Source organism: Paenibacillus sp. HW567 (assembly GCF_000374185.1).
In the GTDB taxonomy this organism is placed as follows: Bacteria; Bacillota; Bacilli; order Paenibacillales; family Paenibacillaceae; genus Paenibacillus_AQ.
In genome coordinates this window covers 126,288-144,234 of record NZ_KB910518.1, presented here as the reverse complement: position 1 = coordinate 144,234, position 17,947 = coordinate 126,288, and the positions used below count along the sequence as shown (strand labels likewise).

13 protein-coding genes, 1 pseudogene and 1 other annotated feature are annotated in these 17,947 nt (G+C 52.8%); of the genes and pseudogenes, 5 read left to right on the top strand and 9 right to left on the bottom strand.

Annotated features, from left to right (window positions below):
• Position 1 precedes the first annotated feature (1 nt).
• From B212_RS0100810 to B212_RS0100800, 3 genes are all read right to left on the bottom strand, one after another.
• Positions 2–1,009 (bottom strand): HD-GYP domain-containing protein, encoded by a 1,008-nt coding sequence (locus tag B212_RS0100810; RefSeq protein ID WP_019908350.1) that lies wholly within the window; start codon positions 1,007–1,009, stop codon positions 2–4.
• Positions 1,010–1,123: 114 nt separating this feature from the next.
• Positions 1,124–2,704: a response regulator gene (locus tag B212_RS0100805; RefSeq protein ID WP_019908349.1), complete on the bottom strand. Its 1,581-nt coding sequence runs from the start codon at positions 2,702–2,704 to the stop codon at positions 1,124–1,126.
• Between the two features lie 19 nt (positions 2,705–2,723).
• Positions 2,724–4,544, bottom strand: coding sequence for a sensor histidine kinase (locus tag B212_RS0100800; RefSeq protein WP_019908348.1), 1,821 nt, complete (start codon positions 4,542–4,544; stop codon positions 2,724–2,726).
• 170 nt (positions 4,545–4,714) lie between these two features.
• On the opposite strand from B212_RS0100800, the gene B212_RS0100795 reads away from it, so the two are divergent.
• From B212_RS0100795 to B212_RS0100785, 3 genes are all read left to right on the top strand, one after another.
• The gene (locus tag B212_RS0100795) at positions 4,715–5,605 is read left to right on the top strand and encodes a carbohydrate ABC transporter permease (protein WP_019908347.1); all 891 of its coding nucleotides are present in this window, start codon (positions 4,715–4,717) and stop codon (positions 5,603–5,605) included.
• Positions 5,605–6,441: a carbohydrate ABC transporter permease gene (locus B212_RS0100790; RefSeq protein WP_019908346.1), complete on the top strand. Its 837-nt coding sequence runs from the start codon at positions 5,605–5,607 to the stop codon at positions 6,439–6,441. Before B212_RS0100795 ends, B212_RS0100790 begins: the two co-directional genes overlap by 1 nt.
• 108 nt (positions 6,442–6,549) lie before the next feature.
• Positions 6,550–7,860, top strand: coding sequence for an ABC transporter substrate-binding protein (locus tag B212_RS0100785; RefSeq protein WP_019908345.1), 1,311 nt, complete (start codon positions 6,550–6,552; stop codon positions 7,858–7,860).
• An 81-nt stretch (positions 7,861–7,941) separates the two neighbouring features.
• Here the strand turns inward: B212_RS0100785 and B212_RS0100780 are convergent, their stop codons facing one another.
• From B212_RS0100780 to B212_RS0100760, 5 genes are all read right to left on the bottom strand, one after another.
• Complete coding sequence (locus B212_RS0100780) at positions 7,942–9,204, bottom strand: Nramp family divalent metal transporter (RefSeq protein ID WP_036668668.1); 1,263 nt, start codon at positions 9,202–9,204, stop codon at positions 7,942–7,944.
• Positions 9,205–9,769: 565 nt separating this feature from the next.
• A complete protein-coding gene (locus B212_RS0100775; RefSeq protein ID WP_028530527.1) occupies positions 9,770–9,964 on the bottom strand; it encodes a DUF2933 domain-containing protein in 195 nt (64 codons plus the stop codon).
• 119 nt (positions 9,965–10,083) lie between these two features.
• Positions 10,084–11,769 carry a glutamine--tRNA ligase/YqeY domain fusion protein gene (locus B212_RS0100770; protein ID WP_019908342.1) on the bottom strand — a complete coding sequence of 562 codons (1,686 nt, stop codon included), beginning with the start codon at positions 11,767–11,769 and terminating at the stop codon, positions 10,084–10,086.
• Positions 11,770–11,852: 83 nt separating this feature from the next.
• Positions 11,853–12,115, bottom strand: a binding site (T-box leader).
• A gap of 50 nt (positions 12,116–12,165) precedes the next feature.
• Entirely contained in the window at positions 12,166–13,722 is a 1,557-nt protein-coding gene (locus B212_RS0100765; protein ID WP_019908341.1) for a tetratricopeptide repeat protein, read from the bottom strand.
• A gap of 39 nt (positions 13,723–13,761) precedes the next feature.
• Complete coding sequence (locus B212_RS0100760) at positions 13,762–14,640, bottom strand: copper amine oxidase N-terminal domain-containing protein (protein ID WP_019908339.1); 879 nt, start codon at positions 14,638–14,640, stop codon at positions 13,762–13,764.
• Positions 14,641–14,794: 154 nt separating this feature from the next.
• Here B212_RS0100760 and B212_RS0100755 point away from each other — a divergent pair, with 154 nt between their 5' ends.
• Complete coding sequence (locus B212_RS0100755; protein ID WP_019908338.1) at positions 14,795–15,994, top strand: oxalate decarboxylase family bicupin; 1,200 nt, start codon at positions 14,795–14,797, stop codon at positions 15,992–15,994.
• A 96-nt stretch (positions 15,995–16,090) separates the two neighbouring features.
• Here B212_RS0100755 and B212_RS0100750 read toward each other — a convergent pair.
• Positions 16,091–16,481, bottom strand: a pseudogene (locus tag B212_RS0100750) (ArsB/NhaD family transporter); the annotation flags it as partial.
• 366 nt (positions 16,482–16,847) lie between these two features.
• Here B212_RS0100750 and B212_RS0100740 point away from each other — a divergent pair.
• Positions 16,848–17,921, top strand: a complete 1,074-nt coding sequence (locus B212_RS0100740; protein ID WP_019908336.1) for an LLM class flavin-dependent oxidoreductase — start codon at positions 16,848–16,850, stop codon at positions 17,919–17,921.
• The last annotated feature ends 26 nt before the right edge of the window (positions 17,922–17,947 follow it).

The window sequence follows — 17,947 nt, the reverse complement described above, 5'->3', positions numbered from 1 at the left end:
CCTATTCAATGCTGATGTCTTTGATCTTCAGCGAATTCAGCTTGCTCAGGTCAATATACTCTTCATCAATCTTAATTAAAGGGGTTTCAATATTGTGGGGGTTCAAATATACAATTTCCCCTACCCTCCCATCGGTCAGAGTGACTTCACGGCCTACGGTCCGCTTCACAATATTCTCCAGAAATACCGAGACAATCTGCGGGTCAAGCGCGCCAAAGCTTCCCCTTCTCATCTGATCGACAATGATATGGAAGGGCACCGGATCATGATAGGGGCGTTTGGAGGACATCGCATGAAAAATATCAGCCACAGCAACGATTTTGCTGTAGGCATCAATCTGCTCGTCTTTCAGACCCAGCGGATATCCTCTGCCGTCATTTCGTTCATGGTGCTGGAGCGCCGTCAGGGTAATGTGAGCGTTCGCACCTGTGGTCTCCTTCAGCATCTCGTAGCCCAGAATCGTATGCTTTTTGACCAATTCGTATTCTTGGGTGGTCAGCTTGCCCGGCTTGTTGAGCAGTTCAGAAGGGATCTTCAGCTTGCCGATATCGTGAAGGGTTGCGGCTAGCGAGAGCACCGACAGCTCGGCCTCGCCCATATTCATCCATCTGCCGATAAGCGTGGATAATACGCCCACACCGATATTGTGCTGATAGGTATAGTCGTCCTTCCCCTGAATCGCATGGAACATGGCAAAGATATCCGGATTGCGGGCTATTTCCTGAACAGCGGGCACTACATCCTTGCGGATATCCGCGAGCGGAACCTTGCGTGAAATCCGGACGGATTCAAATAACTCCTTCGACAGGCTCACAGCATTGTAGACTAACTCCCGGCAGGAAGGCCCTTGCCCATCCTCATTTATAAAAATGATATCAAGAATATCTATTTTCTGCTTGCGAATGAGTTCCAGATGTTCTTCATTCAGAATGCTGTTTGCAGGGATGACCGTTACTCCATAGGAATTAATCAAGTCATTTTTAACTTTTCTGCCTAAATACCTTTCCATACCCTGTCCTCCCGAATCCTCCGAATGAATATATGTACAAATACCTATATCATTATATCGGTCAAACGCCAGGGAAAACTGAAATGAATATTTAGGAAAAATCAATGAAATTCATTATGATTTCTCTTCCTGCTTGCGGAATTCACGCGGCGTCTGTCCGGTGGATTTCTTAAAGACACGGCTGAAATATTTCTCATCCTCATAGCCGACCAGCTCGGAAATTTGCGACAGGCGCAGATTTGTATTTTGCAGCAGTGTCTTGGCTTTATCTATTCTCAGGCCGGCTAAATAATCGGACAGGTTCTCCCCTGTGATCTGCTTGAATTTGCGTGAGACATTCTCCCTGCTGATGAAAAAGCGCTCGGCTATATGCTGAAGCGTCATATCCTGCGCATAATTCTGATTGAGATACTCCCTGATTTCCAGAACAAGCCGGCTGTCCGGTGACTGGGAATTTCCTTTGGAGAGGCGCTGCAGCAGCGCCTTCAGTTGTCCCCGCCAATTCGCCACGGAGAACAGCCCTTCACTGTCATAGCAAAGCTCAAGCGTGATCTCCTCTTCCGGCCGCCAGCGCTTCAGCACCGAAGCAATCTCTTCCTGAAGCCGCAGCAAGCTGCTCTCTGTAAGTAGGGACAGCTTGCCGAGCTGCTCAGCCCAATCGTCCACCACCCGTTCCATCTTCTCCACATCGCCAGAGAGGACAGCTATTCCGAGCTTGTCGAACAACGGCTCAGGAGCGTAGTCCTGTTCAGGCATACTATCATGCAGATGTCCCCGATAGGGATGAATACGCCCCTCCCGCTGGAGCAGATTCCGCTCGTTCAGACCTTGCCGCGCCTGCCGGAAGGCCGTTTGCAGCCCGTCTGGAAAAGCATTGACCCGGCTAAGCCCGATATCTAGCTGCACACCATAGGTCTGCCCAATGGATTCATTGATACGGCTCACTTCTTCGTCAGCTTCCGCAGCGGCTGTCCAGAACAGAATCACAAGATCGACTCCGGCCTGCCAGCTACGGAAGGCAAAGCCGCTTTGCTTCTGCGAGAGCACCTCGTTACAGACATTGGCCAGCACGAAAGAGGTCAGTCCCACGTCACCATGAAATCTCTGCAGCAGCCGGCAGTCCGCCCCTTGAAGCGTGAGGACGGCTATTCTGCATTCTGCCGCCGTCTCCGGCATCCCCAGCTCCGCACACAGCGAAGATCTCTGCTCCTGAAAGGAGGCCTGTCCGGCCACCAAGTCTGAAAGCACTTTATCCCAGTAGAGAGGACGCAGCTCGTTCAGCCGCATGTTCTGGCGGTGCACCTGCTGCCGCTCCTCTTCCTCCTCCAGCCACAGCTTGAAGGCATGCTCGGCGGCGGCGATCAACTGCTTGCTGTTCAAGGGCTTCAGCAAATAATCTGTACCGCCGTATACGATTGCCGGCTTCACGTAATTGAAATCCTGATAGCCGCTGATCACGATAGTTTTCGTATTCGGATAATGGCTGTGCAGCCATTCCAGCAGCTCCGCTCCGTCCATGAGCGGCATCCGCATATCCGTGAACACAATGGCCGGCTGCTGCTCCTGCATAATCTGCATCGCTTCCTGCCCGTTGGTCGCTTCGTAAATTCCGCTAATATTATGCTTCTCCCACGGAACAAAATAGCGGATCGCCTCCCGCACATGCTTCTCATCGTCTACAATCAGCACCTTCATGGCCTGCCGCTCCTTTATGTTAGTGGTCGCTGTCCAGCGGAATAATGAGCGTAACCGTTAAACCTCCATCCTCATTATCCCGCAGCACCAGTTGCGCTTCGCTGCTTATCTGCAGGCGGAGCCGGGCCAGCACATTGTACAGCCCGATCTCCTCATGCTCCGTTCTGCCGCTGCTATCAAGTCCGGCCGTGATTTCGGCCAGCCGTTCAGGCTCAATCCCCTTGCCGTTATCCTTGACGGCCAATATTAGCCTTCCCTGCTTATCCAGCGCGCAGCCGATGAAGATCATCCCCTCACGGATGCCGTCTGCGAAGCCGTGCTTGAAGATATTCTCCACAATAGGCTGAAGGATCATCTTGGGAACCACTACCTCCAGCGCGTCCTCTTCCGCATCGACAATTAGACGCAGATTCTCTTCGCCGAACCGCTCCGTCTGGAGGATCAGATAATTCTGCACATGCTCAATTTCGTCGCGGAGCTGTACCTGTATCCGCTCCGTATTCATTGAATAACGCATCATGCTGCCTAACGAATAGATGAGATCATACACCTTCGGCGCGTTGTAGCGCAAGGACAGGCTGGCGATAGACTGCAGGGCATTGTACAGAAAATGCGGATTGACCTGGGCCTGCAGCGCCTTGAGCTGGTTGGTCTTGTTCGCCAGCTCGAGACGGTATTCCTTGAGGATCAGGTCGTTGATTGTCCGGGTCATGCCGGTGATTTTGCGGGTCAGCAGGCCAAATTCATCCTCCCGCTCGACATCCATATGGGCATCAAGCTGGCCGATCTGCACCTTCTGGGTGAAGGAGATCAGCTTCTTGATCGGTCTGGTGAAGCCAATGGAGATGAGAACCGCACTAATTCCGCCCAGCAACAGGAACAATACGCCGATCCCGGTATTGAAGCGGGTGATGATTCGCGCATCCCCATACAGATCCTCATAGGGAACCAGCTTGATAATGCTGCCCTTGAACAACGGGTCCGCGATGTGCCGGTACATTACAATCCCTTTGAAGCCATCCTTCTTCCAGGTGAAATGGCCGCTGTCCTGATCCCCCGGAAGCCGGCTCCAGCCTGCCACTACCGGCTTGCCGATCCAGTCCGGATCGGAAGCAAACAGCGCCTGCCCCTGCTCGTTCAGCACATACAGCCGTTCCGTATCCGAATTGTACATGGATTTGACGATTCCCTCCAGCTCCGCAAGACGGTAGTCAATGGACAGATCAGCCAGGACATCGGAGCTGGGTGTACGGTAGATGGGAAAATGAGCGGTGAATACCGGCTCGCTTCCAGGCTTCAAATTGGGGAACCCGGACTTCACCCCGTATTGATGATCCATATGGGTCACCTCGATATAAGGGCGGTATGTCCCTTCCGGGTGCTCCGTCAAGGCATAGCTGCTGTTCACCTCCCTGCGGAAATAGCCGCCCAGCAGCAGATTGGACTGCCTGGCCGCCCGGACATACAGATGGATTTGGAAGGTATTTTGATCCGAGAGGAACAGGTTGTATAGCTGGGTGGAGATAATGGCCCGGTTATCGGGAACGGCCGCGCCGGCAGCGGCATGATCCTGGCTTTTGGCGGTAAGCAGGGTTGTATAGAAGGAGCTGGGAACATTGATTCCGCTGTACAGCGACATGGCCCGCTGGTTCATTCCGCTGAAATAGCTGCTGAGATTGGCTTCGCCAAGCGTCAACAGCTTCGTGTTCTGCTTCACGGACTGCTCGGTGACCGATTGCTTCGTATAGAGGTATGAGAATGTAACCGAAATGGCCGACGGAATCACCGAGGCCAACAGCACAAGCGCCATCAGCCGGGTTCGGATGCTGTTTCTGAACATGTCTTGTTCCTCCTGAAAGTTTTGCGGCGGAAGCATTCGCTTAAGTTGTGCGATTAAAGCGCTGCAATATAATCCACTTTTATCATCATCAAATTGAGTGTTGGTGATTCCCGGGCCTACCTATAATGAAGGTGTGAACCGGTAGATTAACTATACAAAGGAGACTCCATATGAGAAAAGCTCTGCGCCTGCAAAAAGGCTGGGGACAACAAATCATCTTCCTGTGGCCAAGCCTGCTATTCTTCCTGACCATTGTGGTCATACCCTTCGTTCTCGGCTTCTACTATTCCTCCACCAACTGGAACGGGCTGGATCTGGACAAGGCAGTCTGGACCGGCGCAGCCAACTGGAAACGGATTTTTACAAATGACGATAAGTTCTGGGAATCGCTGGTCTTTACCCTGCGCTTTACCGTGGTATCCGTGATTGCCGCGAACGTTCTGGCACTTCTGCTCGCTTTCCTGCTCATGACGTCGCTGAAGACCAAGAAGGTGCTGCGCACAATTTTCTTCATGCCCAATGTAATCGGCGGCATTCTGCTGGGCTACATTTGGCAGTTTATTTTCACCAAAGGCTTCTCCACTATCGGCGAAATCACCGGCCTGTCCTTCTTTCAGCTTCCTTGGCTGGGTACGCCGAACACCGGATTCTGGGGTCTCGTTATCGTGTTCGTATGGCAGACCGCCGGTTATATGATGGTCATATATATCGCTTCACTGGCTGGGATTCCGAAGGACCTGATCGAAGCCGCCCAGATCGACGGTGCCCGCGCTCCGCAATTGTTCAAAAGCGTCTATGTCCCGCTAATTATGCCGGCGATCACGATTTGCCTGTTCCTGACGACCTCCAACGCCTTCAAAATGTTCGATCTCAACCTGTCGCTGACCAAAGGCGGACCGGGAACCTCTACCCAGTCGCTGGCCTACAATATATATTCGGAAGCGCTGGTCAACAACCGGTACGGTCTTGGAACTGCCAAAGCGCTGCTCTTCTTCTTCGCCGTCTCGCTGATCACCGTCACACAGGTCTGGCTTACTAAACGAAAAGAGGTGTCGGCATAATGCACAGCAGCAGATACCGCCTTAACAATTTTATTCTGGAAATCGCCGCTATCCTCTTGGCTCTAGTGTTCCTGTCCCCGTTCTACCTGGTGCTGAGCAATTCAGTCAAAGGGCTGAAGGATATTCTTATTGATGCCGCATCCTTCCCGCAGGTATCCCACTGGGATAATTACTCCAAGGTGTGGGATGCGATCAACTTCCCTCAGGCGTTCTGGAACTCCCTGCAAATCACTGTTCTCAGTGTGATCTTAATCGTGCTGTTCAGCTCCATGGCGGCGTATCAGATCGTCAGAAAACCGTCGCGCTTCAATTCCTTTGTGTTCCTGATGCTCGTCTCTGCCATGATCATTCCGTTCCAGTCCCTGATGCTGCAATTGGTCCGGGTCACCAGCTTGCTGGAAATGCGCGGAGAGCTGTACGGCATTGTGGCCTGTTATCTCGGCTTCGGGATGCCGCTGTCGGTGTTCCTGTTCCACGGCTTTATCAAGACGGTACCTATAGAGCTGGAGGAAGCGGCGCGGGTCGATGGATCTAGTCCATACGGTGTTTTCTTCCGCATCGTCTTCCCGCTGCTGATGCCAATCATCGTCACAGTTATTATCCTGAATACGCTCTGGATCTGGAACGATTATCTGCTGCCGGTGCTTGTCATTGGAGGGAACAAGGATTTGACCACATTGCCTGTGGCGGTCACGAAATTCTTTGGACAGTACACCAAGAAGTGGGACCTTGCCCTGGCAGGCCTGGTCATGGCGATTACGCCGATTCTCTTGTTTTTCCTGTCGCTGCAGCGTTATATTGTTGAAGGTGTCACCGCCGGCTCCATTAAGGGATAAGCCCTTTGCAACAATATCCACTTTTTCGAGCAAAATATTAAGTGTAAGTCCACTCGCAATTACATTACGATCAAGGTGTAGGAACCACTAGACCAGGGAGGTTATACTATGAAAAGAAAGCTTGCTTTTATTATCGCAATCGTTTGCACACTTATTATCGCAGGTTGCGGCAATAGCGGCAACAACAATTCCGCCACAAGTGGAAACGCTGCCAATTCACCGGATGCCGGAGCAGCGTCACCCGAAGCTACCACAGCCCCGGCCAAGAATGTAACGATTAAAATGTTCCAGTTCAAGGTTGAAATTGCCGAGCAGCTTAACGCGCTGGCCGAAGAATATGAGAAAGAAACCGGCGTTAAGGTAGAAGTGGAAACCCACGGCGGCGGTGAAGATTACGGTGCGCTGCTGAAGGCCGAAATCGCCTCAGGCTCTGAACCGGAAATTTTTAATAACGGCGGCTATACTGCCCTGGTTCCTTATATGGACCGTGCCACAGATTTGTCCAATGAGCCTTGGGCGGCTAATCTTATTCCAACCGCCAAAGCACCGGCAACTGTAGACGGTAAGCTGTACGGCATGCCGATGAACGTTGAAGGCTACGGACTGATCTATAACAAAGACCTGTTCAAGAAAGCAGGCATTACCGAAGAGCCGAAAACACTGCCGCAACTGAAAGACGCAGTAGCCAAGCTGAAAGCCGCAGGCATCACCCCGTTTGAAGCCACCAATGAATGGTGGTCGATGGGAATTCACTTGGTTAACGTAGGTCTGGCCCACCAGCCCGATCCGAAGAAATTCATCGAGGATGTCAAAGCCGGTACGGAAACCATCAAGGGCAATGCCGTATTCAAGCAATGGCTTGACCTGGTAGATGTTATATTTGACAATGCCCAGGATAATAAAATGACGACCGACTACGCTACCCAGGTTGCTGAATTTGCCTCCGGCAAAGCGGCCATGATGATGCAGGGCAACTGGACGCAGGGCGATATCGACAAAATAGATCCGGCGATGAATCTCGGCCTCCTTCCGCTTCCCATCAGCGACCAAGAAGGAACGATTCTCGTAGGTGTGCCTAACAACTATATTGTGAACAGCAAATCGGCGCATCCCGAAGAAGCCAAAGCCTTCCTCAACTGGCTGGTAAGCTCGGAAACCGGCAAAAAATATCTGACCAAAGAATTCAAGTTCATCCCGGCTGAAACCAATATTCAAACTGACGCGGCAGATATCGGCCAGGTTGCGGTTGCCGTACAGGAGAAATCCGCTGCCGCGCTCGGCTGGAACTGGGATATGTTCCCGGACGGCGTAACTCAAGGCTTCGGGGCTGCGATGCAGGAATATCTCGGCGGCCAAGTGAACCGTGACCAGCTTCTGGAAAAGCTCGACAAAGCCGTACAGGATATCGTGAAGCAGTAGCAAGACAGGTTAATCCCATCTCTATCTTGATCATTATAAATAACGGGACCTTCCTGCTCAGGAGGGTCCCGTTGTTTGCTTTTAGATGAACATCTCCACGACAAGGAACACATTCAGCGATACGACCAGCGCCGAGATAAGCCAGCCCAGAACCGTAGTGATCTTGCGGTTCACCAGCCCATTCATAATCTTGCGGCTGCTGGTGAAGATCACCAGCGGAATCAGGGCAAAGGCGATCCCGAACGAGAGCACCACCTGGCTCATGACCAGAGCACTTGTAGCGTTAATGCCGAAGGCAATAATCGCCAGCGGAGGAATAATTGTAATCGCCCGCCGCAGGTAGAGATTAATTCTTTTATTAATGAAGCCCTGCATGACCACATCACCGGCCATTGTCCCTACCGAAGAGCTGGAGAGTCCGGCGATGAGAAGTCCCAGACCGAAGGAAATTGCCGTAACCGGACCGGCCAGATGACTGAACTGCTGAAAGGCAACATCCAGATCCTCCACCACCAGCCCATTTTTGAAAAATAACGCGGCAGACACTACTACCATCGCCATATTGACCGCACCGGCAATGAGCATTGCAATAAGAATATCAATGAATTCCAGCTTGAAAATTTGCTTCTTCTCCTGATCATCAATCCCGACGATACGGCTCTGTGTCAGGGAGGAATGCAGGTAGATCGCATGCGGCATCACAGTTGCGCCGAGTATACCAGCAGCAAGAAGGATGCTGTCCACACCCTGGAACTGCGGAGTGAAGATTCCGGCCACAACCGCCCCGGCATCCGGCTTCGCCATAATGACCTGGAACGTAAAGGCCAGCACGACCATCATCACCATCGCCGCGATCCCCGCCTCCAGTGTACGGTAGCCGCGCCGCTGCAGCTCGAGAATAGCGAACGAACCGACTGCAGTAATCAGTGCGGCGGGCAGCATCGGAATGCCGAACAATAAATATAGTCCGAGGGCTGCTCCGATAAACTCCGCCAAATCAGTGGCGATAATGACCAGCTCACTCTGAATCCACAAGAAAATGGATACGCCCTTCGGAAATCTCTCCCGCGCCACTTCCGGCAGATTTTTGCCGGTGGCAATGCCCAGCTTGGCGGACAACGACTGGATAAGAACACCCATCAGATTCGATGCGAAGATTACCCATAACAGCAGATATCCGTACTTCGAGCCTGCCGTAATATTAGTGGCGAAATTCCCCGGGTCCAAATACGCTACGGAAGCGATAAAAGCCGGGCCCAGGAAAGGAAGGAGCCGCTTAAGTCCTTTTACATCCCCATTTAGCACATCCTGTGCTGAAATTTTGTTCTTACGGCTATTAATCATTGGAGTTGCTTCTGCTGCTACAGTTTGCTCCATCATTTCTATCCCTCCTCTTGCCCGGAAAAGTTGTCTGCATACACGAAAGTTTCCCTGGTGCAACTTTAATTTAATTTTATTATAATCCGCTTATTGAAAAATGTAAATGGGTTTGCGCAAACAAATACTTGGCACTCTTAGCCTAGTGTGAATGCCCGCCATTCCGGGGTTATTCCTGGAGCGAGACGCAATCTGCTGCACTCTCTACAATAGATTGGCTACAAACCCGTTGAAAAACAGAACCTGTTGTATTTGGTGCAGCAGATTTCCGCCGAAAGCTCGGTTTGAACAGAAATCCCGAAAATCAATTGCACAAAATACAGCAGAATGAAAAATATCGTTGCGTCATGGGCATTCTATTGGAGAAAATGCAATCACGTATAGACTTTCGTGGGCTTTCTTATTCATATGAAAAAAAGCCCCACAGAGTGCGGCCTACGTTCAGATGCTTATTTCAAAACAAACGGACGAGCTTCAGGGTCATTCCTGGGCGCTCGCCCGATGCTGGTTCGTGCCTAATTCCTTCATGCCGTTAAGAAGTAATGCTGTGAATATCTGCCCGCATTTTTTCATTTTGCGCTTTCAGCTCATTGAGCTCCTTCTGCAGCTCTTCCAGCTTCGGCTCCCGCCGCGCATGCCCGCCATGCCCATGTCCTCCGCGCATGCCAAACATCATAAAGATCATCATCAGCGGACAGACCAGTGCAATTAACCAGGACCAGTTCATCACTTTGCCTCCTTCAGAATTCAGGGTTCTGAGCTTCATTATAAGGAGGGAATGTGAAGAAAATATGTTGAACATGAAGTTACTCACCCTTTGGTTTTTCAAATTCATTTCATGAAAGCTTATTTTCCTCCTCTCCACGTGTCCTTCAGCGGAACGATACGGTTGAACACCAACCGCTCCCTACTGGACAGCTTGTTGTCGGCACAGAAATAGCCTTGGCGCATAAATTGAAATTTATCTTCAGGTCTGGCGGAAGCCGCAAAAGGCTCCACCAGGCAATGCTTCATCAGCTTCATGGAATCCGGATTAATATACGCCTCCCAGGTTTCGCCTTCCGCCTTGGGACCGTCATTATCCTTCAGCAGCTTCTCATACAGATACACCTCCGCCGCTATGCCGTGATTGGCTGAGACCCAGTGCAAGGTTCCTTTGACCTTCCGTTCGCTAGAGCCGCTGCCGCTTTTGGTCAGAGGGTCATAGGTGCAGCGCAGTTCGCTAATCTCACCGGTTGCCTCATCCTTGATAACTTCATTGCATTTAATAATGTACGCTCCCTTCAGCCGCACCTCGCCGCCCGGGATCAACCGCCGGAAACCCGGCGACGGCTCCTCCATGAAATCCTCGCGCTCAATGTAGACAACGCCCGAGAACGGCACTTCTCTCACGCCCAGCTCCGCATTCTCGCTATTATTGGCAAGCGTCAGCCATTCCGTCGCTGCGGTTTCATAATTGGTGATAACAACCTTCAGCGGGTCGAGCACCGCCATTATACTTGGCACACTGGATTTTAGATCCTGTCTCAGGCAATGCTCCAGCATGGAGAAGTCCACCATCGTCTGGTTTCTGACCATGCCGATCTCCCGGACAAAGCTGCGGATGCTCTCCGGGGTGAAGCCCCGTCTCCGCAGACCGCGCAGTGTGGGCAGCCGCGGATCATCCCAGCCGTCCACATAATTCCCCGCAACCAGCTCTCTCAGATAACGCTTACTGGTGACCACTCCCGTCAGATTGACCCGTCCGAATTCTCTCTGCCTGGGCGCTTCCTCTATGCCCAGCTCCTCCAGCACCCAATCATACAGCGGCCGGTGATCCTTGAATTCCAGCGAGCACAGAGAATGGGTAATCCCTTCAATGGCATCCTGAATCGGATGGGCAAAATCATACATCGGATAGATGCACCAGGCATCCCCTGTGCGGTAATGCTCCGCATGGATAATTCTGTAGAGCACCGGGTCGCGCAGATTGATGTTCGGGGAGGCCATGCTGATTGTGGCCCGCAGCACCCGGGAACCGGTGGGATAGGCCCCTTGTCTCATCCCCTCAAATAGTTCCAGATTCTCCTCCACGGAGCGGCTACGGTAAGGACTGTCCTTGCCCGGTTCCGTCAGTGTGCCTCTGTAGGCCGTCACCTCTTCCGGCGATAAGTCGCAGACATAAGCTTTGCCTTTGCGGATTAAGGCGACCGCGCTGTTATAGATTTGCTCGGAGTAGTCCGAACCGTAGTATATATGCTCCCCCGGGCTGCAGCCCAGCCATTCGATGTCCTCGATGATAGCCTTCACATATTCCATATCTTCTTTGAGCGGATTCGTATCGTCGAAGCGCAGATGGAAGGTACCGCCATATTTTTGCGCGATCCCGTAGTTCGTATGAGTGGCAAAGGCGCTGCCGATATGCAGATACCCGTTCGGTTCCGGCGGAAACCTGGTGCAGATCTCCCTGCTGTAGACTCCAGCCTCGATATCTTCCCTGATCAGCTTATCCATATAATTCTCCGCTGCTGCGGCTTCTGTGCTGTTATTCATGTGTGAACCCTCCTGTGTGTTTGTGATGACCGCTATCAAGCTTTAACCATGCAAAAAAGAACCCCACCTCCAAGACTTATGGTCTTGGGGACGAGATTCTCGCGGTACCACCCCAGGTTTATTAATATGTCGCCATATTAATCTCATCAAGTACGGCATTGCCGGGCAGGCAAGGCTTATACTCTAGCTCTGTAACAGGAGCTCCTGTCGCACCATCCCCGGAATCTGCCGGTTCCGATACGCCACTCAGAGACTTGGTTCAACATACCGTTTCTTGCCCCTTTTCAGCGTCCGGGGCTCTCTGTGAAAGAATGGATATATCTACTCTTCTCATCATCGCGTTTCGATTCAATTGCTAGTAGTTTACAAAAAAACAGCAGCGCTGTAAAGCCGTCATCAGTCTCCGCTGAGCGCAGCCAGCAAATCCAGCGCCTCCTCATGCTCCGGCTCAAGCACCAGCGCCCGGCGTGTATACTCCCGCGCAGCCTCCAGATCCTCAAGCTCATAGCTGCAAATCGCCAGGCAGTAGAGCACCGTGACCACAGGCTCGTCCTCCGTCTCCCTTAGCGATTGCGTCAGGTAACGCTGCGATTCCTCGTACAGCCCCATTTCGAACAGCAGCAGACCGCTGTCGAGGGCCAGATCATACCGCTGCGGCATCGGATAGAACCCAGCCCACATCCGGTCGATCCCCAGCTTCAAATCGAGAATCTCATCGTCGCTGGCATCCTCCAGCAGGCTGGAGATACGCTCCGCGCTCTGGATGAACAGCTCGGCATCGTAGCCGCCTAGCCGCCAGAACGCCAGAATCTGCTGTATTCCGCTGCTGTCGTAGTTCTGGTCGATCCACAGCTTCATGCTGAAGAAATCATCCGGTCCGAAGCGCTGAATAAATCTGTGGTACGCCAAGCGGGTCTGTACATGGCGCTGCGGCTCCTCCAGCATGTAGATACAGCCGACGTTCAGGTTCTTGTAATGATGCTCAGTAAATGAGGATAATGCACCCTTCTGCTCAAAATGACACACCATCGCATGATAATTCGCTGTAAGCGAAATGCTTCCGTGATGAATCAGCTTCGGCGGCTCGACAAATTCCCAGTTCTCCAGCCGGTGGTCGCCCTTGTCGGCGGTCAGCAGCAGGAACCCCGCGCCCGATAGCGCCTTCAGCCGTTCCATACATCCCAGCGCAGCCGCCGGGAAAAGCACATGCGAATCCTCCAGCCGCTCCTGGTAGAAGGCGATAACCTCGCGGTACGGATACGATTCCTCTTCATAGCCAGCCGCCCGGCGGTAGTGATACTCGGGGATGAGATCCCTGAGCACCTCGGAGGTGCCCATCTCTGCCGCTTGCTCCGGGTAGCGCAGCGATACCTCGCATTCATAAATTTTGCCTTCATCCACATAGAGCAGCTCCTGCGGAATACTGTCAAAAAAGTAGTTGGCGATCACCATCAGCGGCTGTGCCAGCGAACCCGGTACAATTACCATGCCGCTCTCTGTCAGGTGCAGCTCTGTATCCGCGACTGCATCGAATCGTGCGAAATCAAGGATGCCCTGCTCCACAAAAGGCCTGAGGCCGGGATGCTGCTGCCAGCCGTTGATATTTTTCCAGGGCAGATCACTCATTACATAAGTGAACGGGGGAAGCGTAAGCCCCGCATATTCAATTAATTGGCTCAGTTGATGCAGCACATGGAACGCAAGCCGCCCCACCCCTGCCCCCAGCTCCAGAATGATGACCCGTTCCGTGGTCTGTCCCAACCCTGCGCGGTCCTGTAAAAAACCGAAGATCATCTCCGCATAGGCGGTCCCGATCATCGGGTTGCTCGTAATATATTGCGGAACCTGGTCGTTTTTCCAGGCCTGCATGCCCAGCTCTTCATAATATTTGCGCTGCAGCTCCCAAATTGGCGCTTCACTGAAGCGGTAGCGTTGTTGTCCGCCATCTGTCATATGTGTGTACCCAGCTCTCTGATTATCGTTAAGATCTACTTACTTCTGTTCCGCGCTTACCATCTGCGAACGGAAAATAACATACTCCGCTTCTGCGGGCACTGCTAAAGAAAATGACGCTCTGCCACCCTTATCCAGCCTTGCTGCAGGACCGGCAACACTCTGGCGCGCGCTCTTGCCTTGGCTGTCAACAGTGACAAGCTCCAGTTCCACCTTGCCTTTATCCAGTAGGAATGGAGAGGAATTCAGCGTTTCCAAGGTCAGGCGGTAGCCTCCATTAGCCGCATGAACCTGCGATAGCGCAGTAGGAAATAACGGGTTATACGTGCCGTCTACCGTCTCCGGGGTATACACGAATGGAGCAAGCAGCAGAAACGGCTGCGTCTGCGGCAAGGTCACCCCCTGTCTCCCCCAGATTACCCCGCGTACTTTGTTAATCAGGTTCGACATGTTCTCCCAGCGGATAGATTTCGAATCCTTCAGAACAGCACTCATGGGAACAAACAGCACACCGTTCTTCAGTTCCGGTGCGACACCCAGCGATGTTTCAAGATTCCCGCTGAATATGGCGTTCATCCGGCCGTCCTTAATTCCGCGTACAGCCTGCCCCATATAAGAGAACGTAACGCTTTTGTCCGCAGAATCATACGTTAGCTGTGCTCCGAGCATATTTGAGAATGCCCGAATCGGCATGAGCAATCTCCCTTCTTTCATATAAGGGGCCAGCTTGCCCGGGAACAGCACATAGCTGTCGTTAATTAGCAGCGGCAACCGCTGTTCTCCACGGTCTCCTGCTGCTGCGAAAGCACTCGCGGGCAGGAGTACGCTGCTTCCTGCAATCCCTACAATAACCAGCAAACTAACGATTACTGCCCTTATTCTGCTTATGCGAAGGGCCGAATGAGTAACCTTTACCATTTCCTGATACCTTCTCCCTATAATTTCGGCTTCGAATTTCGCAGGACACTATCAACTTCTATTCTGGTCATTTACCCGGGTTTGTCAATCATATGCGGCAGAATTTCGCATATATTTCCATGAAGCATTGAGTATCCTGAAAGGAGTCTTTGCCATGTCTGCCAGCAAGTCTGATTCCTTAAGTTCACTTCCGGTTCCCCAGCCGATACGAAGCGACGGCACCGGCAATGTGGACCTCGGCCCCCGCGATGTAATGCGGGACCGGGAGAACCCGGATATGTTCGTCCCGCCCGTAACGGATAACGGATTGATTCCCAATCTGAGATTTTCCTTCTCCGACACCCACATGCAGCTAAATCACGGAGGCTGGTCCAGAGAGATTACCGTAAGAGAGCTGCCTGTTGCCACCACGCTCGCCGGAGTCAATATGAGCCTCACCCCGGGCGGTGTGCGGGAGCTGCATTGGCATCAGCAGGCCGAGTGGTCCTACATGCTGATCGGAAGCGCACGGATTACGGCAGTAGATCAGAATGGACGGAACTTCATTGCCGACGTAGGCCCAGGCGATCTGTGGTATTTCCCTCCGGGTATCCCCCACTCCATTCAAGGTCTGGAGGAAGGCTGCGAATTTTTGCTTGTGTTCGACGACGGCAGCTTCTCCGATCTGAACACGCTGTCAATTTCCGACTGGTTCGCCCATACGCCGAAGGAAGTGCTGTCAGCCAATTTCGGCGTGCCGCCTTCCGCGTTTGACTGTATCCCGAAGGAACAGGTCTACATTTACCAGGATCAGGTTCCGGGCTCCTTGCAGAGTCAAAAAGTACAGTCCCCCTACGGTAACATTCCCCTCAGCTTCAAGCATCAGCTCTTGGCCCAGCCTCCGCTGAAGACTCCGGGCGGCAGCGTGAGAATTGTTGACTCCTCCAATTTCCCCATTTCCAAGACCATCGCCGCTGCGCTGGTCGAAATTGAACCTGGGGCAATGCGCGAGCTGCACTGGCATCCGAACAATGACGAATGGCAGTATTACCTGACCGGCCAAGGGCGGATGACCGTCTTCGGCGGCAACGGTGCAGCCCGCACCTTCAATTACAGAGCCGGGGATGTTGGTTATGTTCCTTTTGCCTTCGGACATTATATCCAGAACACCGGGACGGAAACCCTGTGGTTCCTGGAAATGTTCAAGAGCGACCGCTTCGCCGACGTCTCGCTGAATCAATGGATGGCGCTCACGCCAGAGGCGCTTGTCAGCAGCAACCTGAACGTGGGCCCTGAACTGCTGGACGCGCTGCGCAAGGTAAAATGGCCGGTCGTCACCTACCCCGGATACGGCGGACCGGAACGGAAGGATTAGGCGGTACAGCAGTTGAATGCATGACCCATGACGCGAAACCTATTTAAAAAAAGAACGGTGCAGGCCAAGCGGCCCGCACCGTCTTTTTGGGTCAGCTTAAGTGAGCTTGAGCGTCAAATATAACCCGAGCAATGTAATGAACAACGTTGGTATCGTCAATACAATCCCTGTCTTGAAGTAGGTTCGCCAGGATGCCAGGAAGCCCATTCCCATCGTTGCCGCAAACAGCCCGTGCCCGGCTACGGTATTGATCAGTTCAGCCAGCACATCCGTAAGACCGGCATTCCGCAGCCCGTAGACTACGACATAAATTCCAATTAATAAAAATACAATGGCCCACGGCGCTCCTTTGACTACCTCCATCGTCTTGACCGCAGGGCTTTTGCCCGCCAGCAGCAAGAAACATAACGCAATGACTCCAGCTACCACTGAGACGGGTATCCAAAAATTCGCTCACAAAATAACCTGCCAGCACTCCCCACGACAGGAAGTACTATTTCACTTCACCAGCTCATAGTTTGTATAAGGGGAACGAAGCAGCTTCTTGGAGAGGAGATGCCGTCCGGGCAGAGCCATCCTTAACAGGAATGGAGGCCGGACACCCATGAGTACAGATCAGCTCATTGCACTGCTCGCTCTGGTAATCATGATCATTCAACTCGCCGTCAACAAAAGAAAGCTGTAACCCGCACTTCTGCATCCGCCTGCCGCTCCGCCTTTTGGGAGCTGCAGGCATTTTTAGGTTCAGCTTCATGTATACTATGCGTTGTGCAACAAAAAACTCACTTACGAAAGTTGAGAAACATTAAAAAGTATAGTAAGATGAAATTACGAAAAAAGGAGGCGGATTGAAATGGCCGAAATGGAAAACAGTATGGAAATAGGCATCAGCACATTCCTGGAAACTACACCGGACCCGGTAACCGGTAAGGTAATCAGCCACGCAGAAAGACTGCGCGAGGCGGTGGAGGAGATTGTATTAGCCGATCAGGCCGGCCTGGATGTATATGGAATCGGGGAACATCACCGTGCCGATTATGCGGGCAGTGCTCCTGCTGTGGTGCTTGCCGCTGCGGCAGCTATGACGAAGAAGATCAGGCTCACGAGCGCCGTTTCCGTGCTGTCCTCAGATGATCCGGTGCGTGTATATCAGAATTTTGCGACACTGGACGGACTGTCGAACGGCCGGGCGGAAATTATGGCAGGCCGGGGTTCATTCATCGAGTCCTTCCCCCTCTTCGGCTACAGTCTCGACGACTATGATGAATTGTTCGAAGAGAAGCTGGAGCTGCTGCTGAAAATCAGGGCCTCAGAAAAAGTAACCTGGCGCGGCGGCCACCGCCCGGCCATTGATAACCTTCCGGTCTACCCGCGCGCAGTCCAGGCCCCCCTGCCGGTATGGGTCGCCAGCGGCGGCAATCCCGAATCCGCAATCCGGGCAGGCATGCTTGGCCTTCCGATTGCTTTTGCCATCATCGGCGGCATGCCGGAGCGCTTCGCACCGCTGGTCAAGCTCTACAAGGATGCCGCGGCAAAAGCCGGGCATAACCCCGACAAGCTGCAGATCGCCACACATTCGCATGGCTTTGTCGGTGAAACCACCGAACAGGCTGCCGCCTTGTTCTACCCTTCCACCCAGGCCCAGATGAATGTCATCGGACGTGAGCGGGGCTGGGGTCAGACTTACAACCGCGCGACCTATGACGATGCGCGCAGCCTGCGCGGCGCCCTCTATGTCGGCGATGCCGAATATGTTGCCGAGAAGATTCTCTTGCTCCGCAAGAACCTCGGCGTTACGCGCTTCTTCCTGCATGTCAACGTCGGCACCATGCCGCACCGCGAAGTCCTGCGTGCCATCGAGCTGCTCGGTACGAAGGTTGCGCCTATTGTGCGCAAGGAGCTGGCGAAGAGCACTGTGACAGAATAACAACAAAAGGGATGCTCCAGAGGCCA